We start from the raw sequence: 16,541 nt of genomic DNA, 5'->3' as shown, positions 1-16,541 counted from the left end.
AACACAACCCGCTACGGGGGAGACTTACCCGAAATCTGATTTATTCAACAAAGCCGAGATAACGAGGAAGTCAGGGATGGAGGCGTGCTCATCTTCAGAGAATACTTTCGCGATTTCGATATGGCGCGTCTGCACCCAGGAGGGAACGTTATTTTCCGCGCCGTCCACCACCCCCTGCTGCATGGCGGTATAAACTTCACCGAAGGAGATGGGGGTCGGGGAACCGCCCATTAATTCGACCATTTTTAACGTTGTCGGGCTGGCCTGGACGCGGATCTTCAGTCCTTTTAAATCTTCTGGTTTAGTAATGGGCTTTTTGGCATAAAAGCTTCGCGTCCCGGCGACATAAGCGGAAAGGGCAAAGAATCCTTTCTCTTTCGTCGAGTTCATTATTTCCTTGCCCACTTCGCCGAAGACGACTTTATTGAAGTGATTCTGGTCGTTAAACAGGAAGGGTAAATTATAAATGGCGTAAATATTATCGAAAGACTCCAGATCGCTGGCGGAACCTTTGGTCATATCCAGCGCGCCATTTTGTAATAACTCCATGGTCTCGCGCGCGCTGCCCATCTGACTACTGGGGTAAATACGAATCTTCATCTTACCGTCAGAAAGCTGGTTTACCTCTCTGGACATCTCCTCCAGCGCCTGATGCACCACATGGCTGCGCTCAAGGTTATGTTCCAGTTTTAACGTGACTTTTTCAGCCGCGACGGCCCCTGCGGAGAGTAGGGCCAGTAAAGCTATACCTACCAGAGAACGAGAAAAAGGATATTTTTTCATGAGTTGGCTCCATGCACTTGGGATAATTGGTCAATATCTTTAGCATCATGCTTTATTTCTGTATGACATATTATCTTTGTTGTCGTACATCTTTAAGCTACCTGACTCACACTTTCTGGCAATGAGGTAAGGAAATAACCGATATTATTGCTGGATTGATATTTGACTTGTATTAATTAATGCAAATTAATTTAAGGGTGGAATATTTAATAAGAATGAATCGGATATAATAAGGTATATATGGCGGAGGAATCGAGTTATTCCCATTCCCGCACTCTGCCTGGCGGGAATGGGATAACGATATTTATTCGCTAAGGAATAGTTCGAGAAGAGAATTTAAAAACAGCTTTCCATGCTCGGTGATCTGCCAGTTCTGCTCGTCTTCCTGCAGATAGCCCTGAGCTATCGCCGCGTCCAGCTGCGGACGGATCGCCGCTTCATCAAGACCGGTATAACGGCGGAATTCCGCGCGTGGCGCGGCCTCCAGCAGGCGAAAACGGTTCATAAAGAACTCAAACGGTTTATCCGCCTCTTCCACATCATGCTGACGTTCGAGGTAGCGGCCTTCCATATAGCCGCGCGGGTGGCGGGTTTTGGCTGTACGCAGAATGCGCCCGTCCGGGAAGGTTATCTTGCCGTGCGCGCCGCAGCCGATGCCAAGGTAGTCGCCAAAGCGCCAGTAGTTGAGATTATGCTGACACTGATAGCCCGGTTTGGCGTAAGCGGAAGTCTCGTACTGCTGGTAGCCGGCGGCGCTCAGCAGCTGATGCCCCTGCTCGAAAATATCCCATAGCGCGTCGTCATCCGGCAGCACCGGCGGCCGGGAGCCGAACAAGGTGTTCGGCTCAATGGTCAGCTGGTACCACGAGAGATGCGGCGGGTTGAGAGCAATGGCCTGACGCAGATCGTCCAGCGCCTCCTCCAGAGACTGGTCCGGCAAACCGTGCATCAGGTCGAGATTGAAACTGCGCAGGCCCAGGCCGCTGGCGAGGCGTGCCGCGCGTTTGGCCTCTTCCGGGCCGTGGATCCGCCCCAGCCGCTGCAGCTTCGGTTCGCTAAAGCTTTGTACGCCGATGGAGATGCGATTCACCCCGGCGCGCTGGTAATCAACGAAGCGATCGGCCTCCACGGTGCCCGGGTTGGCTTCCATGGTGATTTCCGCCCCGGCGGCCAGCGGCAGGCAGGCGCGGACGCCATCGAGCAGGGTTTGCATGGCCGGGCCGGACAGCAGGCTCGGCGTACCGCCGCCGATAAAAATGGTGCCTATTTCCCGTCCCTGGGCATACTGCGCCTCGGCCCGCAGATCGTTCAGCAGATGCTGGACGTAGTCATCGTGCGGCACTTCGCCTTTCAGCGCATGCGAATTAAAGTCGCAGTACGGGCACTTCTGCACGCACCAGGGAATATGGATATAGAGACTCAGCGGCGGCAAATTAGCCATTACGTAATGCTTCCAGTAACAGTTTCAGCGCCTGCCCGCGATGGGAAATGGCGCTCTTTTCTTCACGGCTCAGTTCGGCCGCGGTTTTTCCTTCTGACGGGACGAAGAAGATCGGGTCGTAGCCGAAACCGCCCTGACCCGCGGCTTTCCGGGCGATCACCCCAGGCCAGCTGCCGTGGCACACCAGCGGCGTGGGATCCTCGGCATGGCGCAGATAGACCAGTACGCAGTGGAATTGCGCCTGGCGCTGGTCGTCCGGCACGTCCTGCAGGGCGTCGAGCAGTTTCTCAAGGTTCTGCTGGTCGCTGGCGTCGACGCCGGCATAGCGGGCGGAGTAGATGCCCGGCGCGCCGCCCAGGGCATCGACGGCCAGACCGGAATCGTCGGCGATAGCCGGCAGGCCGGTGATCTGCGCCGCATGACGCGCCTTCAGAATCGCATTTTCAATAAAGGTCAGGCCGGTCTCTTCCGCAGACTCGACGCCCAGCTCGGTCTGAGCGACGATATCGAGACCAAAATCTTCCAGCAGCGAGGCCAGTTCGCGCACTTTACCGGCGTTGCCGGTAGCGAGGACGACTTTTTGCATGATGAATCCTGTTTATTCAGTTAGCGCCGCGACCGCAGTCGGGATCTGTTGTGGGGCGATGATTTTAACTTGCTTATGGCGGCCCAGCTCGCCTTTTTCAATCAGTACCTGGCTTTTGGCGACGCGGAACTGTTTGGCTAGAAATTTAACCAGATGGGCATTGGCCTGGCCATCAACGGGCGGGGCGGTAATGGCGACTTTGAGCTCGTCGCCATGCACGCCCACGATGCTGTCGCGGCTGGCCTTCGGCTGAATATACAGCCTCAGCACCAGCCCGTCAGCGCAGCTTTCAACGGCACTCATAGCGCCATCCACAGCCCCGGCAGCAGTACGTTACCGGTGGCCTGCAGCACCTCGGCGATACCCATATTGATCACGTACAGCAGCAGCACCAGCACCATCGGCGAGAAATCGATACCGCCCATCGACGGCAGCAGGTTGCGGATAGGGCGCAGCAGCGGGTCCGCCAGCTGCATCAGCACATACTCCACCGGGCTGCGTCCCTGGCTGACCCAGCTCATGATCGCCATCAGCAGGAGCACCCAGAAGATCAGCGAGCCGATGGTTTTCAGCAGAATAAGCAGAGCGGAGATCCAGATGATCGGCTGGAAGGTGATCACCATAAACAGTACGATCGCTTTGATGACGCAGAGGATGAATGCCACCAGCAGCGAGGCGCTGTCAATCGGCCCCATTGCCGGGATAATCCGGCGCAGCGGCCCGACAATCGGCTGCGTGGCCTTTACCACAAACTGCGAAAACGGGTTGTAAAAGTCGCAGCGCGCCCACTGCATCCAGACGCGTAACAACACGACCATCGTGTAAAGCTCAATGACCGTTGAAAGCAGGAAAGTCAACGTCTTCATGGCGTTCCTCAGATTCCTTATTATTTGCTGTAGTCGCGCGCACCAAAAATGGCCGTGCCGATGCGCACCATTGTGCTTCCCGCCGCGATAGCGGCTTCCATATCGTCCGACATTCCCAGAGACAACGTATCGACCGTGGGGTACCGCGTTTTTAACCGCGCAAATGCTACCGCCATTTGCTGGGCGACGGCAAACTGCCTTACATATTCTGACTCAGGCGCGGGGATCGCCATCAGGCCGCGCAGCTCCAGATGAGGTAACTCAGCGATCTCCGCCGCCAAGGCATCGAGCGCTTCCAGCGGGATGCCGGATTTACTCTGCTCATCGCTAATGTTGATTTGAATCAGTACCTTCAGCGGCGGTAAATGCGCCGGGCGCTGCTCGTTCAGGCGGGTGGCGATTTTCAACCGATCGACGGTGTGGCACCAGTCAAAATGTTCGGCCACCAGCCGGCTTTTGTTGGACTGCAGGGGGCCAATAAAGTGCCACTGCAGACCGCTGACGCCTGCCTGCTGGAAATGGTTAATCTTCTCCACGCCCTCCTGGACGTAGTTTTCACCAAATGCCCGCTGGCCTGCCGCGATGGCTTCTTCGATCGCGCTCGCAGGTTTCGTTTTACTCACTGCAAGCAATGTCACTTCTTCTGGCGCACGCCCGCAACGGGCGGCGGCACCGGAGATTTTGTCCCGGACCTGTGCCAGGTTATGCGCAATATCGTTCATATTCCGAGGATGAGTTATGAAGCTGGAAGAAATCGTAGCCCTTAGTGTAAAGCATAATGTCTCCGATCTACACCTGTGCAATTCCGCCGCACCGCGCTGGCGGCGGCAGGGCAAGCTGGAGTCCGCTCCCTTTCCCGCGCCGGATATCGCGGATTTACTCAACGACTGGCTCGATGCCGCACAGTTCCAGCACTGGCAGGAGCACGGCCAGATTGACTTTGCGCTGACTCTGGCCTGCGGTTCGCGGCTACGCGCCAGCGCTTTCGCCCATACGCGCGGAATATCGCTGGTGCTGCGTCTGCTGCCCGTCCAGTGCCCGCGTCTGGAGACGCTGGGCGCGCCGCCTGCGCTAAGCGAGCTGCTGGCGGAAGAGAGTGGCCTGCTGCTGGTCACCGGGGCGACGGGCAGCGGCAAGTCGACTACCCTGGCGGCGTTGGTCGGGCATCTCAACCAGCATCTTGATGGCCATATTCTGACGCTGGAGGATCCGGTGGAGTTTATTCATCACAGCGAGCGCTGCCTGATCCAGCAGCGGGAGATTGGCCGTCACTGTCCTTCGTTCTCCGCGGCGCTTCGGGTGGCGCTGCGCCAGGATCCGGATGTGATCCTGCTTGGGGAGTTACGCGACAGCGAAACCATCCGTCTGGCGTTGACGGCTGCGGAAACCGGGCATCTGGTGATGGCGACATTACACACCCGCGGCGCGGCGCCGGCGGTGGAGAGATTGATCGATGTCTTTCCGGCAGAGGAGAAAGATCAGGTTCGGAGTCAGCTGGCCGGAAGCCTGTGCGCGGTGCTGGCGCAAAAATTATTACCCGCACGTCAGGGCGGCAGAGTTGCGCTATACGAGCTTCTGGTCAATACGCCGGCGGTGGCGAATTTGATCCGCGAAGGAAAAGTGCACCAGCTGCCCGGTGTAATGCAGACCGGGATGCAGGCCGGAATGCTGACATTTACCCAGAGTTTTCAGCAACGTGTGGCCACAGGCCAGCTGTAGGGGGGGCGTGAAGCGGGTTGGGTGGTTAAAATGATGTGTTAACTGAATGTTTAAATACTGTTTCTGGATATTATTTGATAATACAAATAATCTTTCTGAATAAATTCAAATAAGACATTCAGCTGAGATATTTCGACAGTGAATACGCATTTCCAGGAAAAAAGTTTGATTACCTTTTGACAGCTTTGCGGTATTCGATTTATGCTGTTTACGGGAATAGGATGATTCTCATGGAATAACGTTTCAATTTGTAAATTGCTAAGGCTATTTATAAATTCATGACTGATTGTATATTTTTTTATTCATTTAACCACCATGACGGTGGATAGCAGCTAAGGAGAGTTTTAAGTGATTAATTTAAATGGAAATTCATCATCTTCTCGTCAGGTTACATTTATTACCCACCCGTCAATCCAGAGTAAAGCCTTTGCCAGCTATCTCAGCGAAACTCTGATGGCACCGGTAGTTTTACATAATATTAATAAACCGCTGGCGCAGCGACTGGCGAAAGACTCTGTAATATTATTTGATATCGCCGTTTCAAATAAGAAATTAAACAGGGTGTGGCGAGATATTATTCGGCTTCAGTCAGATAATCCCCGCTTGCTGATTATCAACAGCGCGCAAAAGTATGAGTTATACGAAATGGCGCAGTGGCCGGCTTTATATGGCGTGTTCCGCCATGACGATGATGAATCGCGCTTAATTGAGGGCGTCAAGGCCGTGCTGAACGGCGAACAGACGGCTGAATTGAGCGTGATGCACCCGGCGATGTACGCTGCGGACCATACATCGGCGCCGGTTGAAAACTCGCCGCTGACCGAACGAGAATGCGAGATCCTCAACGAACTGCGCTGCGGCGCGACCAACCTGGATATTGCCCGCGCGCTGTTTATCAGCGAGAACACGGTGCGGACGCACCTGTATAACGTGTTCCGTAAGCTGAGCGTTAAGAATCGCACCCAGGCGGTGAGCTGGGCTAACGAACATCTGCGCCATTAGGCGGGAGGATGTGCGCCGTTAGCGGTTCGCCGGCGGCGCAGAAGACAGAGCTTAAAAGCTCTGCTCGAAGTAGCTTTCCAGAATGACCACCGCAGAGGCCGAATCGACGCTGCCTTTATTTAGCGCCCGATAGCCGCCGTGTTCGAACAGGCCCGCCCGGGCCTCAACCGTACTCAGACGTTCATCGTGGAGAAGGATCGCGACGCCAAAGCGGCCATGAATTTTATTGGCGAAATTACGTGCGCGCGCCGTCAGCGGTTGCTCGGTGCCGTCCATATTCAGCGGCAGGCCGACGATCACCGCCTCAGGCTGCCACTCCTTAAGCAGTTTTTCGATGATATTCCAGTCCGGTTTGCCGTCCTGCGCCTTCAGCGCCGGCAGTGGCCGGGCGGTGGCGGTGATGCGTTGCCCCACCGCCACACCGATGCTTTTCGTCCCGAAATCAAAGCCGAGAAAGGTTCCGCTCATCATGCATGCCCCGCGACGCCTGGCATCGTCACGATGTCGATGCCAATCAGTTTAGCCGCCTCGCGCCAGCGATCGGCGATGGGCGTACGGAAAAGAATATTCTGGTCCGCCGGGGCGGTGAGCCAGGCATTATCTAAAATCTCCTGCTCCAGCTGCCCTTTCTCCCACGAGGAGTAGCCCAGCGCAACCAGCACGTTGCCCGGCTGCCGGTCGGTGCCTAGGGTTTCGAGGACATCCCGCGAGGTGGTGATCACCGTGTTATCCGAGATACGGATGCTTGAGGAAAAGTCAGAGGGCGGGGTATGTAAAATAAAGCCGCGGTCTTCCGCCAGCGGGCCGCCCAGCATCACCGGTTTATCCAGGCGGATCTCCGGATTACGTGGCTCCGGGACAATTTTGAGCTTCTCAAGGATCCCTTCCACCTGCAGATTTTCCAGCGGCTTATTGATAATAATGCCCATGGCACCCTCGTCGTTATACTCGCAGATATAGACCACGGAGCGGCGGAAAATGGGGTCCTGAAGCGCAGGCATGGCAATCAGAAAGTGATGCTGTAAATTCATTGTCAGAGGTTCTGTTCCTGGTTCAAAAAGCAACACCCAGTATGCGGGCAAAGTAGAATGGTGTCGATGCACTTTATCTGGCAGGCGCCTGAGCGGCGCCTGGCTGGAAGGGTTTCACCAGCGCGGCGATCCGCGCTCGCTGTGCCCTGAGCGGACGTTCGTCCGCCGTAGCGCTTATCGGGCGAGACGTCTTTCAATAGCGTCCATCAGCATGCCGGTGATCGAAATATCCGGGAAGGCGGCTTCGATCTCACGTACGCAGGTGGGGCTGGTGACGTTAATTTCCGTCAGACGGTCGCCGATGATATCCAGGCCGACGAAGATAAGACCTTTGGCCTTCAGCGTCGGGCCGACGCGGCGGGCGATTTCCCAGTCGCTTTCGGTTAGCGGGCGAGCTTCGCCGCGGCCGCCGGCGGCCAGATTGCCGCGGGTCTCGCCGCCCTGCGGAATGCGCGCCAGGCAGTAAGGCACCGGCTCGCCATCCACCACCAGCACGCGCTTGTCGCCATCTTTAATGGCTGGCAGATAGTTCTGCGCCATGCAGTAGCGGCTGCCCAGCTCGGTCAGCGTCTCGGCGATCACCCCAAGGTTCGGATCGCCGGCTTTGACGCGGAAAATAGAGGCGCCGCCCATGCCGTCGAGCGGCTTCATGATGATATCGCCGTGCTTTTCCCAGAAGGCTTTCAGCTGGGCTTTATTGCGGGTGACCAGCGTTTCCGGGGTCAGCTCGGAGAACCAGGCGGTGAACAGCTTCTCGTTACAGTCGCGCAGGCTCTGCGGCTTGTTGACGATAAGCGTGCCTTTCTCTTCCGCTCGCTCCAGAATATAGGTCGCATAAATAAATTCGGTATCAAACGGCGGATCCTTACGCATCAGAATGACGTCAAGATCCGCCAGCGGCAGGTCCTGTTCGCCGGTGAAGTCATACCATTTGTCGTAGTTCTGTTCGACGCTCAGCGTGCGCGTCCGGGCGCGGGCTTCGCCGTTGATCAAATAGAGGTCGTTCATCTCCATATAATGGAGTTCATAGCCGCGACGCTGCGCCTCCAGCAACATAGCGAAGCTGGTGTCTTTCTTGATGTTGATGGTTGCGATGGGATCCATCACGATGCCGAGCTTGATCATGGTTCTTCTCCGTTAACGCCTCAACCTAAGTCGCCAAAACGCACCTGCAGGGCGGTGATGGCGGTGAGCGCAGTAGTCTCTGTACGCAGAACGCGCGGTCCCAACAGGATATCAGTAAACTGGTATTTCGCGGTCATCGCTATCTCTTCAGCCGAGAGCCCGCCTTCCGGGCCAATCAGCAGACGGACACGTTCAACCGGCAGCGGCAGCGTGTTAATGCTGGCGCTGGCGCGCGGGTGCAGGTTGAGCTTCAGCCCGCTGTCCTGCTCGGCGCACCACTCCTCCAGCTGCATCGCCGGACGAATTTCCGGTACCACATTACGACCGCTCTGTTCGCAGGCGGCAATAGCGATTTTCTGCCACTGCTGGATCTTTTTCTGCAAACGTTCGGCGTCCAGTTTAACGCCGCAGCGCTCGGAAAACAGTGGCGTTATGAGGCTTACCCCGAGTTCGATCGATTTCTGGATGGTGAATTCCATTTTTTCGCCGCGGGACATCACCTGGCCTAAATGGATATGCAGCGGCGATTCCCGATCGTCGGGTTCGCCACTGAGGACTTCAACCGCGACGTTTTTCTTACCGGCCTCGGTGATGACGGCGTCAAACACCTGGTTACTGCCGTCGAAGAGCTGAAGGTGCTGACCAGCGGTCATGCGCAGGACACGGCCGACGTGGTTGGCCGCGTCATCGCTCAACGCGATCAGGCTGCCGATAATGAGGCGTTCTGGATGATGGATGCGAGGAATGCGCATGCTTGATATTCCGTTCTTTGCGCAGATGCCAGCTTCCCGCCATTGGGCGGGAAGCACAGGGCTGCAAATTAACAATTGCCGCTAGTGTAGGTTAGCTCTTTTGCGCCTGGCAAGCCTGCAGGACATACGGATTATGGTTGCCCTGTACTTTCGCGATGCGTTCATCGCGTTCACACTCCCAGGCGGTGACCGGGTACTGTTTATTCCAGGCGGTAAACAGCTGAGTTTGCTGGCGGGAAAGATTCAGCTGGTAGCGGTCGCGCATATAGAAGTAGGTGCGGGCGATGGCGCCGCGTGCGCGGGCAGGGGGCTCGGCGATTTTATCTTTAAAATCGACCTTCATGGTGCACTGGCCGTACTGGCCTTCACCGCCGTTCCACTGGCTGTACATAAAGTTGCCGCGATCGCCATTCACTTCTCCCACCGCCGGCTGCAGATTGTGCATGTCGCTTTCCATCTTGCGGTACTCCGGATCTTTGGCGCAGTTTTTACGTCCGCCCTCCTGCCAGCACTGGCGCTGATGGCCGAACTGCCACGCCGGCACCACGTGTTCCCACTCAACCCGGCTGGCGCGGTTCTCATTTTTACGCACTTTATAGCCGCAAGATTCCAGATCGATAACGCCTTTTTTACCCTGCCAGTCAATTTTACAGCCGCAGTAAAAGTCGCCGGGAACGTCGGCGTTTACTTTGACGCCAGCGGCCTTGGCCTGGGAAAAGCTGGTAATTTCGGCGGCCGCAAGCGGGCCACTCACTGCCGCGCACAATACTGCAACGGCTAAAACATGCATACGGGACATCGTTCACTCCGTGTCAAAACGAGCCCGCAACGTAGCGAATGAGGGTGCCGGATGCAATCAGTCAGATCAGAAAGTTTCTAATTAATTCCAATGGTTATTTTTCAGCCACCAGCAGATCGCCGCAGCGCACGCAGCGGTAAGTGGCTTCGCCGCGCACCACCCGGTTATGGCGACGAACGGTGAGCTGATGCTGCTGGCAGCGGCAGCGGTAGGGGAAGGTATTCTGGCGGACCGAATCAAGTTCAAAACGGTGGGTGCGACGCGCGGGAACGCCCAGGACGCTCTCCATCATCCATTTCCACTCTTTGCCGTGCGGGGCTACCCGGCCAAAGTGTTGCCACACCAGCAGGTGCGCCAGCTCATGGGGCACCACTTCATCGATAAACTCCTGCTGATTCTCCAGCAGCAGCACCGGGTTTAAACGAATTTCGTTTTTCTCCAGCCAGGCGGTGCCGGCGGAGGTACCGCGCTGCTGGTAGACCAGCGTCGGCTCCGCGTAGCGGCGTTCCAGCTTGAGGTTCGCTTTGGCGAGATGCTCCCGCAGGCTGCGCATCACGGCCTGCTGAATAGCGATGGGAATACGGGGTGTTTTCATAGCGCCAGAGGATAGTGCGGCGGAGGGGGGAGAGCAAGAGGAAGCTTCCTCCCGTGAGGGGAGGAAGCTCAGGCGGGTTAATCGCGGGCGCCGATCTCGCGCAGCGGACGACCCTGCATCAGGTTGCGTTCGATATGTTCCAGCGAGACGTTTTTGGTTTCCGGGATCAGCCACAGCGTCAGCAGGATAAACAGCACGTTCAGACCGCCGTACACCCAGAAGGTGTTGGCGCTGCCCAGCGAATTGAGCATGGTCAGGAAGGTGGCCCCGACAATCATGTTGGCAATCCAGTTGGTCGCTGTGGAGCAGGTGATACCGAAGTCGCGGCCTTTCAGCGGCTGGATTTCGGAACACAGTACCCAAATCAGCGGGCCGGCGCTCATGGCGAAACCGACGATAAACATCAGCAGCATCAGGACGGCGATGTACTGGGCGGTTGAGGAGTGAATGCCGATGTGCATCATGCTGCCCAGCACGCCCATCCCCGCGGCCATGACGATAAAGCCAAGGATCAGCGTCGGTTTACGGCCCCAGCGGTCGACCAGACCGATGGCGATAAAGGTAGCCAGCACGTTAGTCAGGCCGACGATCACCGTCCCCCACATCTGCTCGGTGGTGTTGGCATAGCCCGCCAGCTCAAAGATCTTCGGCGCGTAGTACATGATGACGTTCATCCCGGTGAACTGCTGCATCACCTGCAGCAGAATGCCGAGGAACACCGCGCGGCGGAAGTTGCTGTTGTCTTTAAACAGCGACCAGCCGGACTGTTTTACCTTCAGGCTTTCGCGGATCTCGTCGAGTTCGCGTTTCGCTTCGGCGCTGGTATCGCGCAGGCGCAGCAGCACGCGCTCGGCATCGACAAAGCGACGTTTAGCGGCGAACCAGCGCGGGCTGTCCGGCAGGAAGATAACGCCGATCAGCAGCAATACCGCCGGAATAATGATTACGCCGAGCATCCAGCGCCATGCGCCGCTGTAGCTGAAAGCGGTGTCGGAGAGGTAGGCGCCAAGAATACCGATGGTGATCATCAGCTGGTACATGGAAATCATACTGCCGCGAATTTTCTCCGGAGCGATTTCCGACAGATACAGCGGCGCGGTGTAGGAGGCGACGCCCACCGCCAGGCCCAGCAGCACGCGGGAAACCAGCAGGATCTCGACGTTTGGCGCGGCGGCGGAGAACAGAGAGCCGGCGACGAAGAGGATGGCGCCGATCATCAGGCTCTTTTTACGGCCCAGTTTGAAGGAGAGCCAGCCGCTGCCGACCGCACCGACGGCGGCGCCGAACATCATGGAGCTGACCACCCACTCCTGGGTGTGGGCGGAAATCTGGAACTCATTGGCAATAAAGGGTAAGGCACCCGCAATAACACCGATATCAAGGCCGAACAGCAGGCCAGCCAGCGCGGCGAGGAAACAGACGAAGAACGTCATGGTCTTGTTTGAACGCCCTTGTTTTTTGTTGTCAGGCATAACGCCCTCCAGTTGAGTTATTGATTCTGTCGATGGTTAGCGTAGGACACTCGTCGGTAAAAAAACGTGATTATAGTCACGGCTGTGTAATCGTTTCCACAAAGGTAAAGAAACGTAATTCATTAAATGCTTTTTAAATCAGCAATATAAACAAGGATAGACGACAATTTTAAAAACGGTAATCAGAGTTAACCGAAACAATATGTAACATTGTGAAAAATGCACGCATGTGAAGGCGCTTGCAGGCAGCAATCGACCATTGTCATGATGTAATCGCTTTCATTGCATCGCCGCGGTTCGCTGAAGCAGGGCATGGGAGGGGGGGTAACGGACATAAAAAGGCCAGCGCGAGGCTGGCCTTGAAGAGTGGAAGCGGGGAGATTATTTCAGACCAGCCGCTTCGCGCAGCAGGGCCGCTTTGTCGGTTTTTTCCCATGGGAAATGTTCGCGACCAAAGTGACCGTAGGCAGCGGTTTCTTTGTAGATCGGGTGCAGCAGATCCAGCATCTGAATCAGGCCGTACGGACGCAGGTCGAAGAACTCGCGCACCAGCAGGGTCAGCTGTTCAGAAGGCACTTTTTCTGTACCAAAGGTTTCCACCATGATGGAAGTCGGCTCTGCAACGCCGATGGCGTAGGAAACCTGAATTTCGCAACGGTCAGCCAGGCCTGCGGCAACGATGTTTTTCGCCACATAGCGCGCCGCATAGGCTGCTGAACGGTCAACTTTAGATGGATCCTTACCGGAGAAGGCGCCGCCGCCGTGACGAGCCATGCCGCCGTAGGTATCGACGATGATCTTACGACCGGTCAGACCGCAGTCGCCCATCGGGCCGCCGATAACGAAACGGCCGGTTGGGTTGATAAAGAATTTAGTGGACGCGCTCAGCCATTCGGTTGGCAGAATCGGTTTGATGATCTCTTCCATCACCGCTTCCTGCAGCGATTTCTGGTCGATATCTTCCGCGTGCTGCGTGGACAGCACCACCGCGTCGATGCCGACGATTTTGCCGTCGTCATACTGGAAGGTCACCTGGCTTTTCGCATCCGGACGCAGCCACGGCAGGGTGCCGTTTTTACGTACTTCAGCCTGTCGCTGCACCAGACGGTGAGCGTAGGTCACCGGCGCCGGCATCAGCACGTCGGTTTCGTTGGTGGCGTAGCCAAACATCAGCCCCTGGTCGCCTGCGCCCTGTTCCAGCGGATCGGCACGGTCAACGCCCTGGTTGATGTCCGGAGACTGTTTACCAATGGCGCTCAGTACGGCACACGAGTTGGCGTCAAAGCCCATATCGGAATGCACGTAGCCAATTTCGCGGACGGTGTTGCGGGTGATCTCTTCGATGTCAACCCATGCGCTGGTGGTGATTTCGCCGCCTACCAGCACCATGCCAGTTTTGACATAGGTTTCACATGCGACACGCGCTTTCGGATCCTGCTCGAGGATCGCATCCAGCACGGCATCAGAGATTTGGTCAGCAATTTTGTCAGGATGCCCTTCTGATACGGACTCAGACGTAAAAAGGTGTTTTGCCATATTTTATTTCACCTGTGGACGATTCGGATAGCTCATACTGTTGTGTAATGTGGCTTTGGTGGATAATCAGCGCAAAGCCGCGCAGGTAGCGACACGAGCAGTCTGAGTGTTAATCAGTATAGACGGATTAACTTCTGGACGGCTATTTTAGGTCAAATCTTAAGCCCATTTCCAGCCTTTTTTGATGGCGGTCGCATTTATCGGAAAACTCGCCTGGCAAATTTTCCTGACAACCGCGCAAACCTGCACATTTTTATTTTGCTTTTTACCCCGCTTCTCGGTATAAAACGCCGCGCGCGGCTCATTAAAAAAGCGCACGGGGATCTCCCCGTGGTGCCACTTCCAGCCGGGTTAAGCAGTCTGTATTTACAGAATCTCGCAACGGCATAGCGCCTGTTGCCCGGTATGTATAGCTTTGGCTTGTCGCCGACCCTGACCCAGGGCGGTGTGGAGGTGATACCAGATAATGAACCAACGTTTTTCGCTTGATTCGTCGCGTCGTTCTGTCGCGCGTCAGCACTCCGCAACCTGCATCTCTCTCATGCAAACCAGCCGATGTTCACCCCATCTCGGCGCTTCTCAGGATTCCAGGGCCGGTCGGTCGTCAGAAAACTGAACAAGGGCGCTCTTGCCTGGCAAGAGTTTTCTCGTGGTTTCTCCGGACTGTCATACTCTGTTCGGCTACGTGTTTTACGATGATATGAATAAGAAACCGGTCGCGCAGTCGCAAAACCAGCAGATAGTGCTGGGCTTTAGGACTGTTCATGGGTTGTTATCGCATCTTTGGACTGCGATAGTAGTTAACTGTCTTACACTTATTATTAAAAATTGAGGTTCGCTATGTCTGACGACATGTCTATGGTTTCGCCTTCGTCAGCAGGCGAACACGGTGTACTACGTTCCATGCAGGAGGTAGCGATGAGCTCCCAGGAAGCCAGCAAGATGCTGCGTACTTATAATATTGCCTGGTGGGGCAATAACTATTATGACGTCAACGAACTGGGCCACATCAGCGTTTGCCCGGATCCGGACGTCCCGGAAGCGCGCGTTGACCTCGCTGAATTAGTCAAAGCGCGCGAAGCGCAAGGGCAACGCTTGCCGGCGCTGTTCTGCTTCCCGCAGATCCTGCAGCACCGCCTGCGCTCAATCAACGCCGCATTCAAGCGCGCGCGCGAATCCTACGGCTATAACGGCGATTACTTCCTGGTCTACCCGATCAAGGTGAACCAGCATCGCCGCGTCATCGAATCGCTGATCCATTCCGGCGAGCCGCTGGGTCTGGAAGCCGGTTCGAAAGCGGAACTGATGGCCGTGCTGGCGCACGCCGGGATGACCCGCAGCGTCATCGTCTGTAACGGCTATAAAGACCGCGAATACATCCGCCTGGCGCTGGTGGGCGAGAAAATGGGCCACAAGGTCTATCTGGTCATCGAGAAGATGTCGGAGATCGCCATCGTGCTGGAAGAGGCCGAGCGCCTGAACGTGGTGCCGCGCCTTGGCGTGCGCGCGCGTCTGGCCTCGCAGGGGTCCGGTAAATGGCAGTCTTCCGGCGGCGAGAAGTCCAAGTTCGGCCTCGCGGCGACCCAGGTTCTGCAGCTGGTGGAGATCCTGCGTGCCGCAGGACACCTCGACAGCCTGCAGCTGCTGCACTTCCACCTCGGCTCGCAAATGGCTAACATTCGCGATATCGCCACCGGCGTGCGTGAATCGGCGCGTTTCTACGTCGAGTTGCATAAGCTGGGCGTCAATATCCAGTGCTTCGACGTCGGCGGCGGCCTGGGCGTGGATTACGAAGGCACCCGCTCGCAGTCTGACTGCTCTGTGAACTACGGCCTGAACGAATACGCTAACAATATCATTTGGGCCATCGGCGACGCCTGCGAAGAGAACGGCCTGCCGCACCCGACGGTGATCACCGAGTCCGGCCGCGCGGTGACCGCGCACCACACCGTGCTGGTTTCCAACATCATCGGCGTGGAGCGCAACGAATACACCGAGGCGACCCCGCCGGCGGAAGACGCCGCGCGCCCGCTGCAGAGCATGTGGGAAACCTGGCTGGAGATGCACGAAACCGGCAATCGCCGCTCGCTGCGCGAATGGCTGCACGACAGCCAGATGGACCTGCACGATATCCATATCGGCTACTCCTCCGGCACTTTCAACCTGCAGGAGCGCGCCTGGGCAGAACAGCTGTATCTGAACATGTGTCATGAAGTGCAGAAGCAACTCGACCCGAGCAACCGCGCCCATCGCCCGATTATTGATGAGCTGCAGGAGCGCATGGCGGATAAAATCTACGTCAACTTCTCGCTGTTCCAGTCGATGCCGGATGCGTGGGGGATCGATCAGCTGTTCCCGGTGATGCCGCTGGAAGGGCTGAACAAGTCGCCGGAGCGCCGCGCGGTGCTGCTGGACATCACCTGCGACTCGGATGGCGCCATCGATCACTACGTGGACGGCGACGGGATCGCCACCACTATGCCGATGCCGGAATATGACCCGGAGAACCCGCCGATGCTGGGCTTCTTTATGGTCGGCGCCTATCAGGAAATCCTTGGCAACATGCACAACCTGTTCGGCGATACCGAGGCGGTAGACGTGTTCGTCTTCCCTGACGGTAGCGTTGAGGTTGAGCTGTCCGACGAGGGCGATACCGTGGCGGATATGCTGCAGTACGTACAGCTGGATCCCAACACGCTGCTGACCCAGTTCCGCGATCAGGTGAAAAACACCGGCCTCGACGACGCGCTGCAGCAGCAGTTCCTCGAAGAGTTCGAGGCGGGTCTGTACGGGTACACTTATCTGGAAGACGAGTAACCGCCGATGCCCGGTGG

The 16,541-nt window shown here is 56.6% G+C and carries 18 protein-coding genes and 1 pseudogene; 4 read left to right on the top strand and 15 right to left on the bottom strand.

Features of this window, described 5'->3' with window-relative positions:
* Window positions 1–54: 54 nt before the first annotated feature.
* The 6 genes and pseudogenes from ABLV54_RS19125 to ABLV54_RS19100 form a co-directional block, all read right to left on the bottom strand.
* Window positions 55–783 (bottom strand): annotated as a pseudogene (locus ABLV54_RS19125) (TRAP transporter substrate-binding protein); the annotation flags it as partial.
* A gap of 304 nt (window positions 784–1,087) precedes the next feature.
* Entirely contained in the window at window positions 1,088–2,224 is a 1,137-nt protein-coding gene (gene hemW / locus ABLV54_RS19120) for a radical SAM family heme chaperone HemW (RefSeq protein ID WP_050533745.1), read from the bottom strand.
* Window positions 2,217–2,810, bottom strand: coding sequence for an XTP/dITP diphosphatase (locus tag ABLV54_RS19115; protein WP_023290995.1), 594 nt, complete (start codon window positions 2,808–2,810; stop codon window positions 2,217–2,219). Before ABLV54_RS19115 ends, hemW begins: the two co-directional genes overlap by 8 nt.
* 12 nt (window positions 2,811–2,822) lie before the next feature.
* On the bottom strand, window positions 2,823–3,113 hold the full coding sequence (yggU, locus tag ABLV54_RS19110; protein WP_004205183.1) for a DUF167 family protein YggU: 291 nt from the start codon (window positions 3,111–3,113) through the stop codon (window positions 2,823–2,825).
* Window positions 3,110–3,676, bottom strand: coding sequence for a YggT family protein (locus tag ABLV54_RS19105; RefSeq protein ID WP_002916613.1), 567 nt, complete (start codon window positions 3,674–3,676; stop codon window positions 3,110–3,112). Before ABLV54_RS19105 ends, yggU begins: the two co-directional genes overlap by 4 nt.
* A 20-nt stretch (window positions 3,677–3,696) precedes the next feature.
* Window positions 3,697–4,398 carry a YggS family pyridoxal phosphate-dependent enzyme gene (locus ABLV54_RS19100; RefSeq protein WP_004205181.1) on the bottom strand — a complete coding sequence of 234 codons (702 nt, stop codon included), beginning with the start codon at window positions 4,396–4,398 and terminating at the stop codon, window positions 3,697–3,699.
* Between the two features lie 16 nt (window positions 4,399–4,414).
* Here ABLV54_RS19100 and ABLV54_RS19095 point away from each other — a divergent pair, with 16 nt between their 5' ends.
* Window positions 4,415–5,395 carry a type IV pilus twitching motility protein PilT gene (locus ABLV54_RS19095; RefSeq protein WP_348814210.1) on the top strand — a complete coding sequence of 327 codons (981 nt, stop codon included), beginning with the start codon at window positions 4,415–4,417 and terminating at the stop codon, window positions 5,393–5,395.
* Window positions 5,396–5,743: 348 nt separating this feature from the next.
* The gene (locus tag ABLV54_RS19090) at window positions 5,744–6,397 is read left to right on the top strand and encodes a LuxR C-terminal-related transcriptional regulator (protein WP_050533746.1); all 654 of its coding nucleotides are present in this window, start codon (window positions 5,744–5,746) and stop codon (window positions 6,395–6,397) included.
* Window positions 6,398–6,448: 51 nt separating this feature from the next.
* Here the strand turns inward: ABLV54_RS19090 and ruvX are convergent, their stop codons facing one another.
* The 9 genes from ruvX to ABLV54_RS19045 all read right to left on the bottom strand — a co-directional run bounded on the left by ruvX (window position 6,449) and on the right by ABLV54_RS19045 (window position 14,025).
* Entirely contained in the window at window positions 6,449–6,865 is a 417-nt protein-coding gene (gene ruvX / locus ABLV54_RS19085) for a Holliday junction resolvase RuvX (protein ID WP_004205178.1), read from the bottom strand.
* Window positions 6,865–7,428, bottom strand: coding sequence for a YqgE/AlgH family protein (locus ABLV54_RS19080; protein WP_002916603.1), 564 nt, complete (start codon window positions 7,426–7,428; stop codon window positions 6,865–6,867). Before ABLV54_RS19080 ends, ruvX begins: the two co-directional genes overlap by 1 nt.
* 174 nt (window positions 7,429–7,602) lie before the next feature.
* Window positions 7,603–8,553, bottom strand: coding sequence for a glutathione synthase (gene gshB, locus ABLV54_RS19075; protein ID WP_072421870.1), 951 nt, complete (start codon window positions 8,551–8,553; stop codon window positions 7,603–7,605).
* A gap of 20 nt (window positions 8,554–8,573) precedes the next feature.
* A complete protein-coding gene (rsmE, locus tag ABLV54_RS19070; RefSeq protein WP_348814209.1) occupies window positions 8,574–9,305 on the bottom strand; it encodes a 16S rRNA (uracil(1498)-N(3))-methyltransferase in 732 nt (243 codons plus the stop codon).
* Window positions 9,306–9,396: 91 nt separating this feature from the next.
* Window positions 9,397–10,104 (bottom strand): deoxyribonuclease I, encoded by a 708-nt coding sequence (endA, locus tag ABLV54_RS19065; RefSeq protein ID WP_101881380.1) that lies wholly within the window; start codon window positions 10,102–10,104, stop codon window positions 9,397–9,399.
* A 94-nt stretch (window positions 10,105–10,198) separates the two neighbouring features.
* On the bottom strand, window positions 10,199–10,699 hold the full coding sequence (locus tag ABLV54_RS19060) for a SprT family zinc-dependent metalloprotease (RefSeq protein WP_032428989.1): 501 nt from the start codon (window positions 10,697–10,699) through the stop codon (window positions 10,199–10,201).
* 77 nt (window positions 10,700–10,776) lie between these two features.
* On the bottom strand, window positions 10,777–12,171 hold the full coding sequence (locus tag ABLV54_RS19055; protein ID WP_004205171.1) for a sugar porter family MFS transporter: 1,395 nt from the start codon (window positions 12,169–12,171) through the stop codon (window positions 10,777–10,779).
* 381 nt (window positions 12,172–12,552) lie between these two features.
* The gene (gene metK, locus ABLV54_RS19050) at window positions 12,553–13,707 is read right to left on the bottom strand and encodes a methionine adenosyltransferase (RefSeq protein ID WP_004205170.1); all 1,155 of its coding nucleotides are present in this window, start codon (window positions 13,705–13,707) and stop codon (window positions 12,553–12,555) included.
* Between the two features lie 159 nt (window positions 13,708–13,866).
* The gene (locus ABLV54_RS19045) at window positions 13,867–14,025 is read right to left on the bottom strand and encodes a hypothetical protein (protein ID WP_032428987.1); all 159 of its coding nucleotides are present in this window, start codon (window positions 14,023–14,025) and stop codon (window positions 13,867–13,869) included.
* Window positions 14,026–14,407: 382 nt separating this feature from the next.
* Here ABLV54_RS19045 and yqgB point away from each other — a divergent pair, with 382 nt between their 5' ends.
* Together yqgB and speA are read left to right on the top strand one after the other, a co-directional pair.
* On the top strand, window positions 14,408–14,539 hold the full coding sequence (gene yqgB, locus ABLV54_RS19040; protein WP_002916578.1) for an acid stress response protein YqgB: 132 nt from the start codon (window positions 14,408–14,410) through the stop codon (window positions 14,537–14,539).
* Between the two features lie 8 nt (window positions 14,540–14,547).
* The gene (speA, locus tag ABLV54_RS19035; RefSeq protein WP_004205167.1) at window positions 14,548–16,524 is read left to right on the top strand and encodes a biosynthetic arginine decarboxylase; all 1,977 of its coding nucleotides are present in this window, start codon (window positions 14,548–14,550) and stop codon (window positions 16,522–16,524) included.
* Window positions 16,525–16,541 lie beyond the last annotated feature (17 nt).

Source organism: Klebsiella sp. JB_Kp042 (assembly GCF_040065275.1).
Lineage (GTDB): Bacteria > Pseudomonadota > Gammaproteobacteria > Enterobacterales > Enterobacteriaceae > Klebsiella > Klebsiella quasipneumoniae.
This window is presented reverse-complemented; position numbering and strand designations above follow the sequence as displayed.